This window comes from Marinovum sp. (assembly GCF_034669705.1).
In the GTDB taxonomy this organism is placed as follows: domain Bacteria; phylum Pseudomonadota; class Alphaproteobacteria; order Rhodobacterales; family Rhodobacteraceae; genus Marinovum.
Genome location: NZ_JAXMOR010000050.1, coordinates 1 through 17053 on the forward strand (window position 1 = coordinate 1; position 17053 = coordinate 17053).

Annotated in this window: 14 protein-coding genes; 7 read left to right on the forward strand and 7 right to left on the reverse strand. The window is 66.8% G+C overall.

Annotated elements, in window-relative coordinates; genetic code table 11:
• Window positions 1–71: 71 nt before the first annotated feature.
• The 6 genes from sucD (at window position 72) to lpdA (ending at window position 8079) form a co-directional block, all read left to right on the forward strand.
• Entirely contained in the window at window positions 72–959 is an 888-nt protein-coding gene (gene sucD, locus VOI27_RS22055; protein ID WP_323768634.1) for a succinate--CoA ligase subunit alpha, read from the forward strand.
• A gap of 97 nt (window positions 960–1056) precedes the next feature.
• Complete coding sequence (locus tag VOI27_RS22060) at window positions 1057–4029, forward strand: 2-oxoglutarate dehydrogenase E1 component (RefSeq protein WP_323768635.1); 2973 nt, start codon at window positions 1057–1059, stop codon at window positions 4027–4029.
• Between the two features lies 1 nt (window position 4030).
• The gene (gene odhB, locus VOI27_RS22065) at window positions 4031–5584 is read left to right on the forward strand and encodes a 2-oxoglutarate dehydrogenase complex dihydrolipoyllysine-residue succinyltransferase (protein WP_323768637.1); all 1554 of its coding nucleotides are present in this window, start codon (window positions 4031–4033) and stop codon (window positions 5582–5584) included.
• A 68-nt stretch (window positions 5585–5652) separates the two neighbouring features.
• A complete protein-coding gene (locus tag VOI27_RS22070; RefSeq protein ID WP_323768639.1) occupies window positions 5653–6189 on the forward strand; it encodes a hypothetical protein in 537 nt (178 codons plus the stop codon).
• Window positions 6186–6596 (forward strand): MAPEG family protein, encoded by a 411-nt coding sequence (locus tag VOI27_RS22075; RefSeq protein ID WP_323768641.1) that lies wholly within the window; start codon window positions 6186–6188, stop codon window positions 6594–6596. The genes VOI27_RS22070 and VOI27_RS22075 overlap by 4 nt, the downstream gene beginning before the upstream one ends.
• Before the next feature lie 88 nt (window positions 6597–6684).
• Window positions 6685–8079 (forward strand): dihydrolipoyl dehydrogenase, encoded by a 1395-nt coding sequence (lpdA, locus tag VOI27_RS22080; RefSeq protein ID WP_323768643.1) that lies wholly within the window; start codon window positions 6685–6687, stop codon window positions 8077–8079.
• Between the two features lie 82 nt (window positions 8080–8161).
• On the opposite strand, the gene VOI27_RS22085 is transcribed toward lpdA, so the two are convergent.
• Genes VOI27_RS22085 through VOI27_RS22095 form a run of 3 tightly spaced genes read right to left on the reverse strand, consistent with a single transcriptional unit; the run spans window position 8162 to window position 10490 of the window.
• Window positions 8162–8911, reverse strand: a complete 750-nt coding sequence (locus VOI27_RS22085; protein WP_323768645.1) for a lysophospholipid acyltransferase family protein — start codon at window positions 8909–8911, stop codon at window positions 8162–8164.
• Window positions 8911–9786, reverse strand: coding sequence for a cell division protein FtsX (locus VOI27_RS22090; RefSeq protein ID WP_323768683.1), 876 nt, complete (start codon window positions 9784–9786; stop codon window positions 8911–8913). The genes VOI27_RS22085 and VOI27_RS22090 overlap by 1 nt, the downstream gene beginning before the upstream one ends.
• Before the next feature lie 26 nt (window positions 9787–9812).
• The gene (locus tag VOI27_RS22095) at window positions 9813–10490 is read right to left on the reverse strand and encodes a cell division ATP-binding protein FtsE (protein ID WP_323768647.1); all 678 of its coding nucleotides are present in this window, start codon (window positions 10488–10490) and stop codon (window positions 9813–9815) included.
• Window positions 10491–10668: 178 nt separating this feature from the next.
• Here VOI27_RS22095 and VOI27_RS22100 point away from each other — a divergent pair, with 178 nt between their 5' ends.
• Entirely contained in the window at window positions 10669–11511 is an 843-nt protein-coding gene (locus VOI27_RS22100) for a zinc-ribbon domain-containing protein (protein ID WP_323768649.1), read from the forward strand.
• Between the two features lie 50 nt (window positions 11512–11561).
• Here the strand turns inward: VOI27_RS22100 and VOI27_RS22105 are convergent, their stop codons facing one another.
• The 4 genes from VOI27_RS22105 to VOI27_RS22120 all read right to left on the reverse strand — a co-directional run bounded on the left by VOI27_RS22105 (window position 11562) and on the right by VOI27_RS22120 (window position 17050).
• Window positions 11562–14102: a TIGR02302 family protein gene (locus VOI27_RS22105; RefSeq protein WP_323768652.1), complete on the reverse strand. Its 2541-nt coding sequence runs from the start codon at window positions 14100–14102 to the stop codon at window positions 11562–11564.
• Between the two features lie 70 nt (window positions 14103–14172).
• A complete protein-coding gene (lysA, locus tag VOI27_RS22110; protein ID WP_323768654.1) occupies window positions 14173–15438 on the reverse strand; it encodes a diaminopimelate decarboxylase in 1266 nt (421 codons plus the stop codon).
• 42 nt (window positions 15439–15480) lie between these two features.
• A complete protein-coding gene (locus VOI27_RS22115) occupies window positions 15481–16614 on the reverse strand; it encodes a sugar-transfer associated ATP-grasp domain-containing protein (RefSeq protein WP_323768656.1) in 1134 nt (377 codons plus the stop codon).
• Between the two features lie 109 nt (window positions 16615–16723).
• Window positions 16724–17050, reverse strand: coding sequence for a DUF2834 domain-containing protein (locus VOI27_RS22120; RefSeq protein WP_323768658.1), 327 nt, complete (start codon window positions 17048–17050; stop codon window positions 16724–16726).
• Between the last annotated feature and the right edge of the window lie 3 nt (window positions 17051–17053).

Here is a 17053-nt window from a genome sequence, read left to right on the forward strand (position 1 = left end):
GCAACCCACCTTCGCGGATCACGGTGGGTTGCGAAACCCACCCTACGGAAACGACAAGGAGACTCCTTCCAATGGCAGTCCTCGTAGACGAAAACACCAAGGTGATCTGTCAGGGCCTCACCGGCTCGCAGGGCACCTTCCACACCGAACAGGCCATCGCCTATGGCACCAAGATGGTCGGCGGCGTCACCCCCGGCAAGGGCGGTCAGACCCACCTCGATCTGCCGGTCTTCAACTCGGTGCACGAAGCCAAGGCCAAGACCGAAGCCAATGCCTCGGTGATCTACGTCCCGCCGCCCTTCGCGGCCGACTCGATCCTCGAGGCGATCGACGCCGAGATGGAGCTGATCGTCTGCATCACCGAAGGCATCCCGGTGCTCGACATGATGAAGGTGCAGCGCGCGCTGGAAGGCTCCAAGAGCCGTCTGATCGGCCCGAACTGCCCCGGTGTCATCACGCCGGATGCCTGCAAGATCGGCATCATGCCCGGCCACATCCACAAGCGCGGATCCTGCGGCGTGGTCTCGCGCTCGGGCACGCTGACCTATGAGGCGGTCAAGCAGACCACCGACCTCGGCCTCGGCCAGTCCTCGGCCGTGGGCATCGGCGGCGACCCGATCAAGGGCACCGAACACATCGACGTGCTCGAGATGTTCCTCGCCGATGACGAGACCCAGTCGATCATCATGATCGGCGAGATCGGCGGCTCGGCCGAAGAGGAAGCGGCGCAGTTCCTCGCCGACGAGAAGAAGAAGGGCCGCTGGAAACCGACCGCCGGTTTCATCGCCGGTCGCACGGCGCCTCCGGGCCGCCGCATGGGCCATGCTGGCGCGATCGTCGCCGGTGGCAAGGGCGGCGCCGAGGACAAGATCGAGGCGATGCGCAGCGCGGGTATCGTGGTCGCAGACAGCCCCGCGACCCTTGGCGAAGCCGTCAAGGAGGCGATCGACAAGGGGTAACCCCTTTTCGGAGCGTCGATTTATCCTATGGTAAGGCGGGGTCACCCCCGCCCTGCCGACCACAGACAACCGGTTCACGTCCGCCAAAGGTGCAAAGATGACCGATCAAAGCCCCAACGACATCTTCAAGGCCTCGAGCTTCATGCAAGGCCACAACGCGGAATATCTGGAACAGATATACGCCCGTTACGCCGATGATCCGGCCGCGGTCGACGAGAGCTGGCAGGAATTCTTCCGGCAGTTGGGCGACGATGACCGTGACGTCAGGAACGAGGCCAAGGGCCCGTCCTGGGCGCGCGCCGACTGGCCCCCGCAGCCCGGTGACGACGTCACCGCCGCTCTGACTGGCGAATGGCCCGCCCCGGCCCCGGCCGAGACCCGCGCCGCCGGCAAGAAGATTTCGGACAAGGCCAGCGCTCAGGGCGTCGAGCTGACCGACGACCAGATCCAGCGCGCCGTGCTCGACAGCATCCGGGCGCTGATGCTGATCCGCGCCTACCGCATCCGCGGCCACCTGGCCGCCGATCTCGATCCGCTGGGCCTGCGCCAGGACAGCCCGCACCCCGAGCTCGACCCCAAGACCTATGGCTTCACCGCTGCCGACATGGACCGGCCGATCTTTATTGACAACGTGCTGGGGCTGCAGATCGCCTCGATGCGGCAGATCGTCGAGATCGTGAAGCGCACCTACTGCGGCACCTTCGCGCTGCAATACATGCATATCTCCGACCCCGAGCAATCCGCCTGGCTGAAAGAGCGGATCGAAGGCTACGGCAAGGAAGTGAAATTCTCCCGCGAGGGCCGCAAGGCGATCCTCAACAAGATGGTCGAGGCCGAGGGCTTCGAGAAATTCCTGCACGTCAAGTACATGGGCACCAAGCGCTTTGGCCTCGACGGCGGCGAGAGCCTGATCCCGGCGATGGAGCAGATCATCAAGCGCGGCGGCGCGCTGGGGGTCGAGGAGATCGTCATCGGCATGCCGCACCGGGGCCGGCTGAGCGTTCTCGCCAACGTGATGAACAAGCCCTACAAGGCAATCTTCAACGAATTCCAGGGCGGCAGCTTCAAGCCCGAGGACGTCGACGGCTCTGGCGACGTGAAGTACCACCTCGGCGCCTCGTCGGACCGCGAGTTCGACGGCAACAAGGTGCACCTGTCGCTGACCGCCAACCCCTCCCACCTCGAGGCGGTGAACCCGGTGGTGCTGGGCAAGGCCCGCGCCAAGCAGGACCAGCGCCACGATACCGAGCATTCCACCGTGATCCCGGTGCTGCTGCATGGCGACGCGGCCTTTGCCGGACAGGGCGTTGTGGCGGAATGCTTCGCGCTGTCGGGCCTGCGCGGCCACAAGACCGGCGGCACCATCCACGTGGTGGTCAACAACCAGATCGGTTTTACCACCGCGCCGCATTTTTCGCGCTCCTCGCCCTATCCCACCGACAACGCGCTGGTGGTCGAGGCGCCGATCTTCCACGTCAACGGCGATGACCCCGAGGCGGTGGTGCACGCCGCCAAGGTGGCCACCGAGTTCCGCCAGAAGTTCCACAAGGACGTGGTGATCGACATCTTCTGCTACCGCCGCTTCGGGCACAACGAAGGCGATGAGCCGATGTTCACCAACCCCTTGATGTACAAGAAGATCAAGGGCCACAAGACGACGCTCTCGCTCTATACCGAGCGGCTGGTCAAGGACGGGCTGATCCCCGAGGGCGAAATCGAGGACATGAAGGCGGCCTTTCAGGCCAGGCTCAACGAGGAGTTCGAGGCCGGCAAGGACTACAAGCCCAACAAGGCCGACTGGCTGGATGGCAAGTGGTCGCATCTCGACCGGCAGAGCGACGACGACTACCAGCGCGGCGAAACCGCGATCAAGCCCGAGACGATGGAAGAGGTCGGCGCCGCGCTTACCCGCGTGCCGGACGGGTTTCCGGTGCACCGCACCGTCGGTCGCCTGCTCGAATCCAAGCAGAAGATGTTCGACAGCGGTCGCGGTTTTGACTGGGCTACCGCCGAGGCGCTGGCCTTCGGCTCGCTGCTGACCGAAGGCTACCCGGTGCGCCTCTCGGGCCAGGACTCGGCCCGCGGCACCTTCTCCCAGCGCCACTCCGCGCTGATCAATCAGGACACCGAAGAGCGCTACTACCCGCTCAACAATGTCCGCGAGGGTCAGGCCCGGTTCGACGTGATCGACTCGGCGCTCTCGGAATACGCGGTCAGCGGCTTCGAGTACGGCTATTCGCTGGCCGAGCCCAATGCTCTGGTGATGTGGGAGGCGCAGTTCGGCGACTTCTCGAACGGCGCGCAGATCATGTTCGACCAGTTCGTCAGCTCCGGCGAGAGCAAGTGGCTGCGGATGTCGGGCCTCGTCTGCCTGCTGCCGCATGGCTACGAAGGCCAGGGCCCCGAGCACTCCTCGGCGCGGCTCGAGCGTTTCCTGCAGATGTGCGGCCAGGACAACTGGATCGTCGCCAACTGCACCACGCCGGCGAACTATTTCCACATCCTGCGCCGGCAGCTGCACCGCACCTTCCGCAAGCCGCTGATCCTGATGACGCCGAAATCGCTGCTGCGTCACAAGATGGCGGTGTCCGAGACCGAGGATTTCACCACCGGCTCGTCGTTCCACCGCGTCCTCTGGGACGATGCCGAAAAGGGCAACTCCGACACCCAGCTGGTCGAAGACAGCAAGATCCGCCGCGTCGTCATGTGCTCCGGCAAGGTCTATTACGACCTGCTCGAGGAACGCGACAAGCGCGGCATCGACGACATCTACCTGATGCGCTTCGAGCAGTTCTATCCCTTCCCGGCGATCTCGGCGGTCAAGGAACTGGAACGGTTCAAGGACGCGCAGATGATCTGGTGTCAGGAAGAGCCCAAGAACCAGGGCGGCTGGACCTTCATGGAGCCCAACCTCGAATGGGTGCTGAACCGGATAAACGCCACCCACGGCCGCCCGGTCTATGTCGGCCGCGCCGCCAGCGCCTCGCCCGCCACCGGGCTTGCCTCGCAACACAAAGCTCAACAACAGGCGCTGGTCGACCAGGCGCTGACGATTGAAGGAAACGACTGATATGCCGACCGAAGTACGCGTGCCCACGCTGGGCGAATCCGTGACCGAGGCCACCGTTGCGACCTGGTTCAAGAAACCCGGCGACAGCGTTGCCGTGGACGAGATGCTCTGCGAGCTGGAAACCGACAAGGTGACCGTCGAGGTGCCCTCGCCCGCCGCCGGCAAGCTGTCTGACATCGTGGCCCAGGAAGGCGAGACCGTCGGCGTCGACGCGCTGCTGGCCAATATCGCCGAAAGCGGCGAGGCCGGCTCGGAAGAGCCGAAGGAGCGCCCGGCCGAAGCCAAGTCAGAGGAGACCGCCACCGCCGCCTCGGGCGCCGCCGAGGGCGGCAAGAGCGTCGATGTGATGGTTCCCACCCTGGGCGAGAGCGTCACCGAGGCCACCGTCTCGACCTGGTTCAAGAAGGTCGGCGACCCGGTGGCCCAGGACGAGATGCTCTGCGAGCTCGAGACCGACAAGGTCAGCGTCGAGGTGCCCTCGCCCGCGACCGGCGTGCTGGCCGAGATCGTGGCCAAGGAAGGCGACACCGTCGAGGCTTCGGCCAAACTGGCGGTGATCTCCTCCGAGGGCGGCACCGCCGCCAAGGATGGTGAAGTCGAACACCCCGGTGGCGGCAGCCAGTACACCACGCCCCCCGCCGGCCGCGCCCAGGAAGACGTCGAGGATGCCCCCTCGGCCAAGAAGCTGATGGCCGAAAAGGGCCTGTCGCGCGACCAGGTGCAGGGCTCTGGCCGCGATGGCCGTGTGATGAAGGAAGACGTGGCCAAGGCCGTAGCCGCCACCAACGCCGCCTCCAGCGCCTCTGCCCCCGCCGCCTCTGCCGCGCCGCGCGCGCCGGTCGCCGCCGAGGACGCCTCGCGCGAGGAGCGGGTCAAGATGACCCGCCTGCGCCAGACCATCGCCCGCCGCCTCAAGGACGCGCAGAACGCCGCCGCGATCCTGACCACCTACAACGAGGTCGACATGACCGAGGTCATGGCGCTGCGCAACGAGTACAAGGACCTGTTCCTGAAGAAGCACGAGGTCAAGCTCGGCTTCATGTCCTTCTTCACCAAGGCCTGCTGCCATGCGCTGAAAGAGGTGCCCGAGGTCAACGCCGAGATCGACGGCACCGACATCGTCTACAAGAACTTCGTGCACATGGGCATCGCCGCCGGCACGCCGCAGGGTCTGGTGGTTCCGGTGATCCGCGACGCCGACCAGATGTCCTTTGCCGAAATCGAGAAGGCGATCGCCGAGAAGGGCAAGCGCGCCCGCGACGGCAAGCTGTCGATGGCGGAAATGCAGGGCGGCACCTTCACCATCTCCAACGGTGGCGTCTACGGCTCGCTGATGTCCTCGCCGATCCTCAACCCGCCGCAGTCCGGCATCCTCGGCATGCACAAGATCCAGGACCGGCCGATGGTGGTGAACGGCGAGATCAAGATCCGCCCGATGATGTATCTGGCGCTGAGCTACGACCACCGTATCGTCGACGGCAAGGGCGCTGTCACCTTCCTCGTGCGCGTCAAGGAAGCGCTGGAAGATCCGCGCCGGCTGCTGATGGATTTGTGATCGTTGACACCTAGCGGGAGCCCGATCAACAACGGGAAACCATTAGTCGCCGATAGAGGTTGTTAGGCGTGCAGGATATCGGTGCAAAACTAAGCTCATGGCCAAAGGTGTTCGAAACCTTTGGCCTTGGGGCCGTATTGCTAATTGCTGAAGCTTATCGACTTCCGAACATGCCTCTGTTTGGAACCGCTATGGCTGATTTATTGATCTCCGAAGCCTTGCAATCTCTGAATATCGTCGTTCAGTCCGTGCTAATATTTATAGTTTATCTGATTGGGTTGATGAGTCGATCATTCGGAGATTCGATTTGGGCAATCTCGCAACGAAAAGGCGATCGTCATAAAGATGCAGGCCGACTCGCCTTAGTTTGCGCCGATACTTCTGAAAAAAAGCTTGCTGTCTTTTTAAGTTATCAAGGCGCTTACGAATTTCACATCGGCCTGCTCGGTGTGTCATGCCTAATGACGCTTCAAGGTATAATGTACCTTCTTAGCGACGGCGGCTGGCCAGGGGTAGTCTTGCCAAGTCTGCTCGGAATGGCGGTTTACGTTCGGCTCGGAATTCTCGACAAGGAACTTGACCGTCTAGCTGGATTTAAAGCATGACCCCCGAACTCACCGCCCTCGCCCTCGCCGCGTTGCTGCAGATCGGCCAGATCGCCCTGATGGCGGTCCCGGCCAACCTCGAGCTCGGCCGGGCCAAGACCCTCTCGCCGCGCGACCGGCCGCGTCTGGGCGGCGCGCTGGAGGACCAGGTGAGCCTGCGCACCGCGCGGCTCTACCGGGCGATGAACAACCATTTCGAGAGCCTGATCCTCTTCGCCATCGCCACCCTCACCGTCACCTTCGCCGACAAGGCCAACGGCCTCACCGCCGCCGCCTGCGGCCTCTACCTGCTGGCCCGGCTGCTCTACATCCCGGCCTATGCCTTCGGCTGGGTCCCCTGGCGCTCGCTGTTCTGGGCGCTCGGACTGCTCTGCATCCTCATCCTGCTCGTGGCCGCCCTGCTATGAGCGCAACCCGGCACTTCTACTGGCCGTAAATATTCCCGGGGGTCCGGGGGCAGCGCCCTCGAAACGCCCCAGCAAGAAAGGACACACAATGGCAAGCTATGATGTCATCGTCATCGGCGCAGGCCCCGGCGGCTATGTCGCCGCCATCCGCTGCGCGCAACTGGGTCTCAAGACCGCCTGCGTCGAGGGCCGCGAGACCCTCGGCGGCACCTGCCTCAACATCGGCTGCATCCCGTCCAAGGCGCTGCTGCATGCCTCCCACCAGCTGCACGAGGCCGAGCACAACTTTGCCAAGATGGGCCTGAAGGGCAAATCGCCGTCGGTCGACTGGAAGCAGATGCTGGCCTACAAGGACGAGGTGATCGGCCAGAACACCAAGGGCGTCGAGTTCCTGTTCAAGAAGAACAAGATCGACTGGCTCAAGGGCTGGGGCTCGATCCCCGAGGCCGGCAAGGTGAAGGTTGGTGACGAGACCCACGAGGCCAAGCACATCATCATCGCCTCCGGCTCAGAGCCCTCGCCGGTGCCGGGTGCCGATGTCACCGTCGACGAAAAGGTCGTGGTCACCTCGGAAGGCGCGCTGGAACTGGGCAAGGTGCCGAAGAAGATGATCGTCATCGGCGCCGGCGTCATCGGGCTCGAGATGGGCTCGGTCTATGCCCGCCTCGGCGCGGAGGTCGAGGTGATCGAGTATCTCGACCACATCACCCCCGGCATGGACGCTGACGTTCAGAAACAGTTCAAGAAGCTGCTCGAGAAACAGGGGCTGAAATTCACCCTCGGCGCCGCGGTGCAGAAGGTCGAGGCCAGCAAGACCAAGGCCAAGGTGACCTACAAGCTGCGCAAGGACGACAGCGAGGCCACTGCCGAGGCCGACGTCGTGCTTTGCGCCACCGGCCGTCGCCCCTTCACCAAGGGTCTGGGCCTCGAGGAGCTGGGCATCGAGACCACCAAGGGCGGCCAGATCAAGGTCGACGACCACTGGCAGACATCGGTCAAGGGCATCTATGCCATCGGCGACGCCATCGAGGGCCCGATGCTGGCGCACAAGGCGGAGGACGAGGGCATGGCCACCGCCGAGGTGATCGCCGGCAAGCATGGCCACGTGAACTATGGCGTCATCCCCGGCGTGATCTATACCCACCCCGAGGTCGCCTCGGTCGGCAAGACCGAAGAGCAGCTCAAGGACGAGGGCCGCGCCTACAAGGTCGGCAAGTTCTCCTTCATGGGCAATGGCCGGGCCAAGGCGGTGTTTGCCGCCGACGGTTTCGTCAAGCTCTTGGCCGACAAGGACACCGACCGGGTGCTCGGCTGCCACATCATCGGCCCGGCGGCCGGCGACCTGATCCACGAGATCTGCGTCGCGATGGAGTTCGGCGCCTCGGCCGAGGATGTGGCGCTGACCTGCCATGCCCACCCGACCTTCTCAGAAGCGGTGCGCGAGGCCGCTCTGGCCTGCGGCGACGGCGCGATCCACATGTGATCGCGGAAGCTCCGCCGAAATGCAAAAACGCCCCCGCAAGCGATTGCGGGGGCGTTTTCATGTCAGCGTGCGGCGCGCGCGCTCAGGACGAGGTGAGCGCCCGGTATTCCTCCGGAAAGTCGTGAAACCCCGCCTCCTGCATCAGCGCAATCGAGCGGCGCTCGATGGTGTCTTCCAGCCGTTCCAGGAAGTCGCGCCGCGCCAACCCGGTGGGGATCGGAGGCAGGAATTCGACCACCGCGAGACCGGGCTTGCGCAGCACCCCGTGACGCGGCCAGAACACGCCCACATTGGTGGCCGCCGGCACGCAGGGCTGGGCCAGCTCAGCGTAAAGCACATGGCTGCCGACCTTGTAAGGCAGGTAGCGATTGGGCGCGACCCGCGTGCCCTGCGGATAGATCACCAGCTGGCCCGGCTTGGCCATGCCGGCGGCGACATCGGCCACCATCTTCTTGATCGCCGCGCCGCGCTTGCCGCGGGCCACCGGAACACAGCCGATGCGGGCGGCATACTGGCCCACCACCGGCGACCAGAGCAGCTCGCGCTTCATGATGAACTTGGCCGCCGGCAGGGCGGAGTAGATCATGATGATGTCGAGGAACGACTGGTGTTTCGCCGCCACCATGACCTCGCCCTGCGGCACCGGCCCGCGCACCTCGGTCTTGAGCCCGACCATCCAGCCGGCGGTCCAGCGCACCCAGCGGCAATAGGTCTTGCAGGCAAAGGCGGCACCACGGGGGCTCGCCAGCGCCAGCGGAAAGAACCCGATGCCCATGATGGCGAGCATCACGTACATCTGGATATTGAACAGCAGCGAGCGCGCATATTGCATCAGCGAAGCCCTCCCAACACCCGCATCGCAGCATAGCGCGTCGCGGCAAAGGCCACCACCGCCGCCAGCAGCGGCACCAGCAGCGGCAGGAACCAGTGGCTGCCCTGAAAGCGCAGGCCGGTGAGGATGCTGGCCTCTGAGCTGGCACCGGGCAGCAGCAGCACTGCCAGCAGCCCGGCCAGCACACCGACGCCCGCCCCCATGGCGGCGCGCAGGGTAAAGCGGCGCACGAAGGCGCGGGCGATATAGGTGTCGGTCGCGCCCACCAGCCGCAGCACCTGGATGACCTGCGCATTGGCCGCCAGCGCCGCATTGGCCGCCAGGGTGATCATCGCGCCCATGGTGCCAAAGATCAGCACGATCGACAGCCAGCCCAGAAGCTTGAGCCGCCCCGCCGCGCTGATCAGCGGCTTGCGCCAGCGGGTATGGTCATCAAGCACCGCGCCCGGCAACTCGGCCTGCAACCGCAGCCGCAGCCCGGCGCCGTCATAGCCCGCGCCGGTCTCGCGCACCTCGATCAGCTGCGGCACCGGCAGGCTCTCGACCGGCAGGTCGGGGCCGAACCACGGCTCGAGCAGGGCGCGCTGCTCATCCGGGTCGAGCGCGCGGGCCTCGGCGACGCCGGGGGTCTCAGAGAGGATCTTCAGCGCCCTTTCGGTCTGCGCCGGTAGTTGTGCCACCGGGGCCGAGATGCGCAGCGTGGCGCTGCCCGCCAGCGCATCGCGCCAGTTCGAGGCCAGCCGCCCCGACGCCAGCGAGAGCGCCAGCGCAAAGACCGCGAGAAAGGCCATGGCGCCGGCGGTAAAGACGGTCAGCCGCGCGGTGAAGCCGGTGGGCGGCACCACCCGGTCGGCACCGGCGTCGACGGAGAGCATGTCGGTGATGGCGGCCAGCTTGATCTTCACAGGTCCGCCCCCGCCAGTTGCAGCTTGCGCCCGGATATGCGCAGCACGCGGGCCTGCACGTGGTGCTTGGCGGCGCGGATCAGGCTGAGGTCATGGGTGGCGATCATGATCGTCTTGCCCATCTTGTTGAGTTCCACCAGCAATTGCAGCAGCCGCTGCGACATCTCCCAGTCGACGTTGCCGGTGGGCTCGTCGGCAAGGATCACGTCCGGCGACAGGATCAGCGCCCGGGCCAGCGCGGCGCGTTGCCGTTCGCCGCCCGACAGCTCCGGCGGCAGCGCATGGGCGCGATGCGACAGGCCGACCCAGTTCATCAGCTCCTTGAGGTTGGCCTGCGCCGCCAGCTTGTCCTGGCCCGAGACCGCAAGCGGCAGCGAGATGTTCTCGGCCACCGGGAGGTGATCAAGGAACTGGCAGTCCTGGTGCACCACGCCGATCCGCCGGCGGGCAAAGGCGATGCCGTCGCGATCGAGCTCTCGCACGTCCTGGCTGAACAGCCGCACATGGCCGCCGGTCGGCACCAGCGCGCCGTAGCAGAGCTTGAGAAAGGTGGTCTTGCCTGCGCCGGAGGGGCCGGTCAGGAAATGGAACGACCCAGGCGCCAGCCTGAGCGAGAGGTCGGTGAGCAATTCGCCGCCGCCATAGCTGTAGGCCACTTCATCAAGCTCGATCACGTGTGCGCCCCGCCCCGTCAAATAAGGATCGTTGTCAAACCGGCCCCCGTAATGCATCAGCCCTGCCCTACATGCAATCCGCGCCCTTGGCGGCATTGCGCTTTTCCTTGCCGATCTGTGGACATATGATCCAAGCTGAGGCAGGGGGAACGCCCCGAAAAGGTGACAGGTGGGTAAGATGCGGCTGACGTGCCCGAATTGCGACGCGCAGTATGAGGTTCCGGACGAGGTGATCCCGCCAGAGGGGCGGGACGTGCAATGCTCGGCCTGTGGCAAGACCTGGTTCCAGACCGCCGCCGCCCCCCCCGAGGATGCGGATTTCGATCAGGCGCGGCACTCCGCACGACCAGAGCCGGAGGCCGAGCCCGACCCCGAACCGGAGCCTGCCCCGGAGATGCAGACCGAGCCGCGGCCACGCCAGCTTGACCCCGAGGTGGCCAGCGTCCTGCGCGAGGAGGCCGAACGCGAGAGCCGGGTGCGCGAGGCCGAGCGCGGCGCGGTCGAGAGCCAGCCGGACCTCGGGCTCGACGACATGAGCTCGGATGGCGAAGGCGGGCTACGCGCCCGCCAGTCGCGTGACCGCATGGCGCGGCTGCGCGGCGAGGACCCCGAAGAGCCAGAGTTCGAACCCAAGGCCCGCGCCAAGGCGGTGGCCGCCGCCGCCGCGCATGGCTCGCGCCGTGAATTGCTGCCGGACATCGAGGAGATCAACTCGACCCTGCGCTCGACCGACCAGCCGCGCAAGACCGAGATCAGCGAGGAAATCGCCGCCGAGCCCGAGCGCACCGCCCGCAGCCACTTCCGCCGCGGCTTTTCCTGGGTGCTGCTCTTGGTGGCGGTGGCGGCGCTGGTCTATGCCTATTCGCCGCAGATCGCGCAACTGGTGCCCGGGCTCGAACCAGCGCTCGACAGCTACGTGGTCTGGGTCAACGGCCTGCGCGGCTGGCTCGACGCCCGCGTGCTGACCGCGCTGCAATGGCTGGACGGCATGTCGTCGGAAGCGACGCAGACGCCGGGCTGAAGAGACCGCCCGACCGCAGGGCTGACGCGACAGCAGGCGCTGGCTGACCTCTAGAACCGGTCGAGCAGCCGTTCGAGGTAATTGCGCTCGATCTCCGGGCGTTCGCCCTCGCCCGAACGGCGGCGGATCTCGTCGAGCAACTCGCGGGCGCGGCGGTAGACATCCTCGCCCTGCAACAGGTCCTCGCCGCTGCTGATCGCGCCGGAGTTGCCGGGGTCGCGGCCCAGCGGATCGCGGCGCTCGCCCTCGCGGGCGCCGGCGGTGTCGCCCTGACCGTCCTGCTGCTGCTCCTCGGCCATCGCCTCGCCCAGGTTGCGCATGCCCTCGCGCAGCGCGTCCATCGCCTCGGCCTGGCGGTCGATCGCCTCGGCCAGATCATCGTCGCGCAGCGCCTGTTCGGCACCCTCCATGGCACGCTCCGCATCCTCGAGCGATTGCTGCGCCCGGCGGCCGGCCTCGCTGCCCTGACCGGGCAGCGCGCCGCGCTGGCGCTCAAGCTCTCGGCGCAGCGCTTCCTGCCGCTCGGCAAGCCCGCCTTCGCCCTGCTGCTGGCCTTCGCCCTGCTGTTGCCCCGGTTGCTGGCCCTGGCCCTGGCCTTCGCCCTGCTGGTGCTGCTGGCCCTGCCCCTGCTGGCCGTCACGACCCTGATTGCCGGGGTTCTGGCCCTGCTGGGCATTGGGGTTGAACTGTTCCTGCAAGTCGCGGAAGGCCTGATCCGACAGGCCCTGCTGGTCGCGCAGGGTCTCCGCCAGACCGTCCATCGCCTGCTGGCCTGGAGATTGCTGGCCCTGCCCCTGCTGGCCTTGGGTGACCTGCATGTTCTCGAGCAACTGCTGCAACTCGGCCAGCGCCTGTTCGGCCTCGGCCATGCGGCCCTGCTCCATCAGCTCCTGGATGCGGTCCATCATCGCCTGCAGGTCGTCCTGAGTCATCTCCATCATGTCATCGGGGTTCTGCGCCATTTCGGGCTGTTCGCCGTTCTCGCGCTGCTGCTGCGCCAGCTGGCGCATGTAATCCTGCGTCGCCTCGCGCAGCTCCTGCATCAGCTCGGCGATCTCCTGATCCGAGGCGCCGTTCTTCATCGCCTCCGACAGCCGCTCCTGCGCCCGGCGCAGCCGTTCGAGCGCATCCGACAGGTCGCCATCCTCGAGCAGCACCGCGAGGTCCCACATCGCCGCCGCCAGCTCGTCGCGCTGCGCCTCGGTCAGCCCGGCGGCGGTAAAGCTTTCGAGCCGGCGCTGGATGGTGCGCATCCGCAAATAGGGCACGGCCGAACGAAACAGGTCATCTGGCCGGTGGGTGATGGCGCGCAGGATCATCGCGGTGTCAGAGGCATTGTCGCGCGACCATAGCAGCGCCCGGCGCTGGTCGATGATCGCAGCCGCGAAGGGATCGAAAAAGCGCCGGCCCGGCAGCGGCACGGCAAGGGTTTCGGGCGCGCTCAGCTGGTCGCTGTCGTCGATCACCCGCAGCTCGATGGTGACCGGCAGATTGGCCCAGGGGTGCTGCGAGAAATCCTCGATCAGGGTCTCGTTGAACTGCGCCCGCGACCCCGAGATCGGCAGCGGCAGCGGCACGGTGATCGGCTCGCGCGGCTCGGGGTCGACGGCCAGCCCGTGGCGGCGGTCGACCCCGGCCAGGTCAAGCCGGATCACCGCCTCGCCGGAGCGGATGCCATAATCATCCTCGGCCTCGAAGGGCAAGGACATCTCGCCGCGTGCGGCGGTGGTGATCTCGTCGAGGACGCGGACCTGCGGGGCGAGGTCTTCGGCCAGCTCGATCTGCCAGCTGCGCCCGCCGGGGCCCTCGATTGTCAGCCCGCCGGGCTGGCGGACCTCAAAACTCTGCGAGGCTTCGGCCGCGCTCGGCACCTCGGCCGTGCGGCCCGAGACCGTCTCGCTCACCGTCAACGCGCCGACCTCGCCATAGAGCCGCAGGGTGATGCGGCTGCCCTCGGCCACTTCCAGCGTCGCGCCGGTCTGATCGGCGAGGTAGAGCGACGGCAGCCCGGTATAGGCCGGCGGCTCGACCCAGCCTTCCCATGTGGGCCCGCTGGCCAGCGCCTGCCCGCCATTGGTGACGCCGGTGACCGACGAGACCTTCCAGAACGAGCCGAAGAGCAGCGCCACCGCCAGCGCCAGCACCGCCACGTAACGCAGCGCAAAGGGGTCACGCTCCGAGACCCGCAGATCGGGCGAGACGGCGCGGGCCTCGGCGGCGCGGGCGGCCATGCGGTCCTGATGCGCGTGCCAGACCGCGACCGAGGCGGCATCGCGGCCGCCGATTGCCTGGTTGTCGCGCAGGGTTTGCAGCGGCCGGCCCTTGAGCGTGGCATCCAGCCGGTCGAGCGCCTCGTCGCGCTGCGGTCGGCGAAAGCGGCGGACCCCGAGGCCCAGCGTCGCGACACCGCCCAGCGCAAACAGCACGATCAGCGTCCAGACCGCCTCGAGCGGCAGCATGTCCTGCAGCCCCAGCATCAAAAGCGCCAGCGCCAGCAGCACAACGGACCAGAACGGCCAGAAGGCCCGCGTCACACGCTCCGCCCAGAGGCCGAGATAGGTCAGGGTCACCGCGCCGCGTATGCGGCTCACACTCTCAAGATACCGTGTCGTCCGGGGGATGATACCGCTCCAAGCTGACCGGCCCGGACGCCCGATCGCGTCAGAGCCACTCTGGGATGGTATCGCGGTTTATCATTTCGTCAAAGGTCGGACGCGCCCTGATGACAGCAAATTTATCGCCCTGCACCAGAACCTCGGGCACCAGCGGTCGGGTGTTGTACTCGCTGGCCATCACCGCGCCATAGGCCCCGGCCGAGCGGAACGCCACCAGATCCCCCGGTTCGAGCGGCGCCATCATCCGCCCCTTGGCAAAGGTGTCACCGGATTCGCAGACCGGGCCGACGATGTCATAGGCGGTCTGCTCGACGCCGGCTTCGGCCTCGGTGACCGGCACGATATCGTGCCAGGCGTCATACATCGCCGGCCGGATCAGGTCGTTCATCGCGCCGTCGAGGATCAGGAACTGCCGGTCCTCGCCCTGTTTGACGTAGATCACCTTCGACACCAGAATGCCCGCATTGCCGGCAATCAGCCTGCCCGGCTCGATCTCGACCTCGCAGCCGAGGTGGCCGACGGTCTCCTTGATCAGCCGGCCGTATTCCACCGGCAGCGGCGGCGCCTCGTTCGAACGGGTATAGGGGATGCCAAGCCCGCCGCCGAGGTCGAGCCGCTGGATGTCATGGCCGTCGGCGCGCAGAACCTCGGTCAGTTCGGCGACCTTGAGATAGGCCAGCCGGAAGGGCTCGAGTTCGGTCAGCTGGCTGCCAATGTGCACGTCGATGCCGATCACCTTGAGCCCCGGCAGGCTGGCGGCATGGGCATAGACCTCGCGGGCGCGCGAGATCGGGATGCCGAACTTGTTTTCCTTCTTGCCGGTGGCGATCTTGGCATGGGTTTTCGCGTCGACGTCCGGGTTCACCCGGATGGTGATCGGCGCCTCGACGCCCAGCGCCGTGGCGACCTCCGAGATTACCGCCATCTCCGGCTCGCTCTCGACGTTGAACTGGCGGATGCCGCCGGTCAGCGCGGTGCGGATCTCCTCATGGGTCTTGCCGACACCGGAAAACACGATCTTCTCGCCCGGGACGCCGGCCGCTTTGGCGCGGGCGTATTCACCGCCTGAAACCACGTCCATCCCCGCCCCGGCCGCCGCCAGCGTCTTGAGGATCGCCTGGTTCGAGGCCGCCTTCATGGCATAGCAGACCAGGTGCGGCAGACCGTCGAGCGCCTCGTCGAAGAGGGTGAAATGGCGCAGCAGCGTGGCGGTGGAATACAGATAGAACGGCGTGCCGACCGCAGCGGCAATCTCGGCCACGGGCACGTCTTCGGCGAAGAGCGCGCCGTCGCGGTAGAGAAAATGATCCATGCCGGCGTCATGGCAAAAACCATCGCCGGGATCAATGGCAGATCAGCGCCCGAGCACCTGTTGCAGCGCCTGCGTCTGGCGCGCGATCACCGCCCGCAGCCGGGGCGTAAAGCGCGGGCTCATCAGCCCCTCGCCATGGGCCAGCTGATAGAGCGCATGGCGCGGTGCACCGGTGCCGCCCACGATCACCGGCCCTTCGGCGCCAAGGCCGATGTCCCAGCCCATGACGCCGCAATCCGGCAGCATCGCATGGGCGGCGCAGGCCAGCTCGATCACCGCATCCCAGTGCGGCAGGCCGTGGCCGGCCAGCAGCTTGCCGGTGGCGGGGTGGCTGCGGTGCCAAGCGGTGTCGGGGCCGTGGCCGCGGCGGGCCTCACCCAGCGTGCCGGTCGCAAGGTCGATCGGGCAAAGCATTGGCCGAGGCCCGTCCGGCAGGCAGGCCAGCGCATAGAGCGGGCCCGGGGCGCTTGGATCGTCAGCCAGGGTCACCACCCGCAGGCTGACCAGCGCCGGCCCCGCCAGGGCGGTGACCTGCGGATGCTGACGCAGAGCACTCTGGAACACCAGACCGGTGCGGCCGTGATCGCGCATCACCTCTTCCGCAAACCCCGGCAGATCGGCGAACCGGCCATTGGCGAACTGCAGGAACCGGCCCTCGCCGCCGAGCGCCTCGATCCGGCCGGCGCCGGTGGCGAGACGCCCGAAGCGCGGCCGCGCCAGCAGCGGATAGCGCGCCCGGCCGCTGAGAAAGCCCAGCAGCTGGCCGGTGTTCTTCAACCTCGGGATGCCGGCCAGATCGTGCGCCTTGCCGATGGTGGCCTGGGTCTGCACCGTGGGCAGCCCGCGTTCGCCCAGATAGTGCAAGAGCGCCACCTTGTCGGTGACGATGGCATCATGCCCCCAGACGCCCTCCGGCGAGAGCGAGAGATTGAGCTCGCGGCTGGCCTGTTCGCCCAGAAACCGCGCCCTGTCGCCGCCGCAAAGCGCCCTGTCGTAGAGGCCGAAATCGTAATACTCCGCCGCGGCGATGCCGGTGCCCCTGAGCCGCAGTGCCAGCATCTGGGCGCATTGCCGCAGCGGTCCGATACCGTGCTCGCGGGCGACCCGCCGCAACGGGCCGGGCCGGCTGGCGCGGGGGGTGGAAACGAGGGTCTTGTCAGCAGAGACGAAGGTCATGGCGTTCAGGAATCCCCAGGATGAGTCCCGCCGCAATGTCCTTGTCAATTATGGCTGCAATGGGGCACCCCGGTCACGTTCGCGCGAAAATCGACCGCGCCCTGACGGGTCAGGCGATCGGCCGGCTGCGCAGGAAGAGGTAGAGCGGCAACCCGCAGGACAGGCCGATCAGAAAAGTCGCCGGGAGCGCCAGCAGCGCCTCCCAGTTGCGCCGCACCGAGACCTCGGCCAGCACCCACAGGGTCAGCGTCAGCGCCGCGATGGTCAGGTCCCAGACCAGCCCGCTGCCGGCGGCGTTGACATGCCAGGCCGCCACCAGTCCCGGCAGGTCGACCCCGTTCTGCGAGAACCAGCGCAGGAAATACACCATCGGATGCACCGCGCCCCAGAGCGCGAGGCCAAGATAGAGCCAGCGAAGCGGCGAGATCCGGGCCATGGC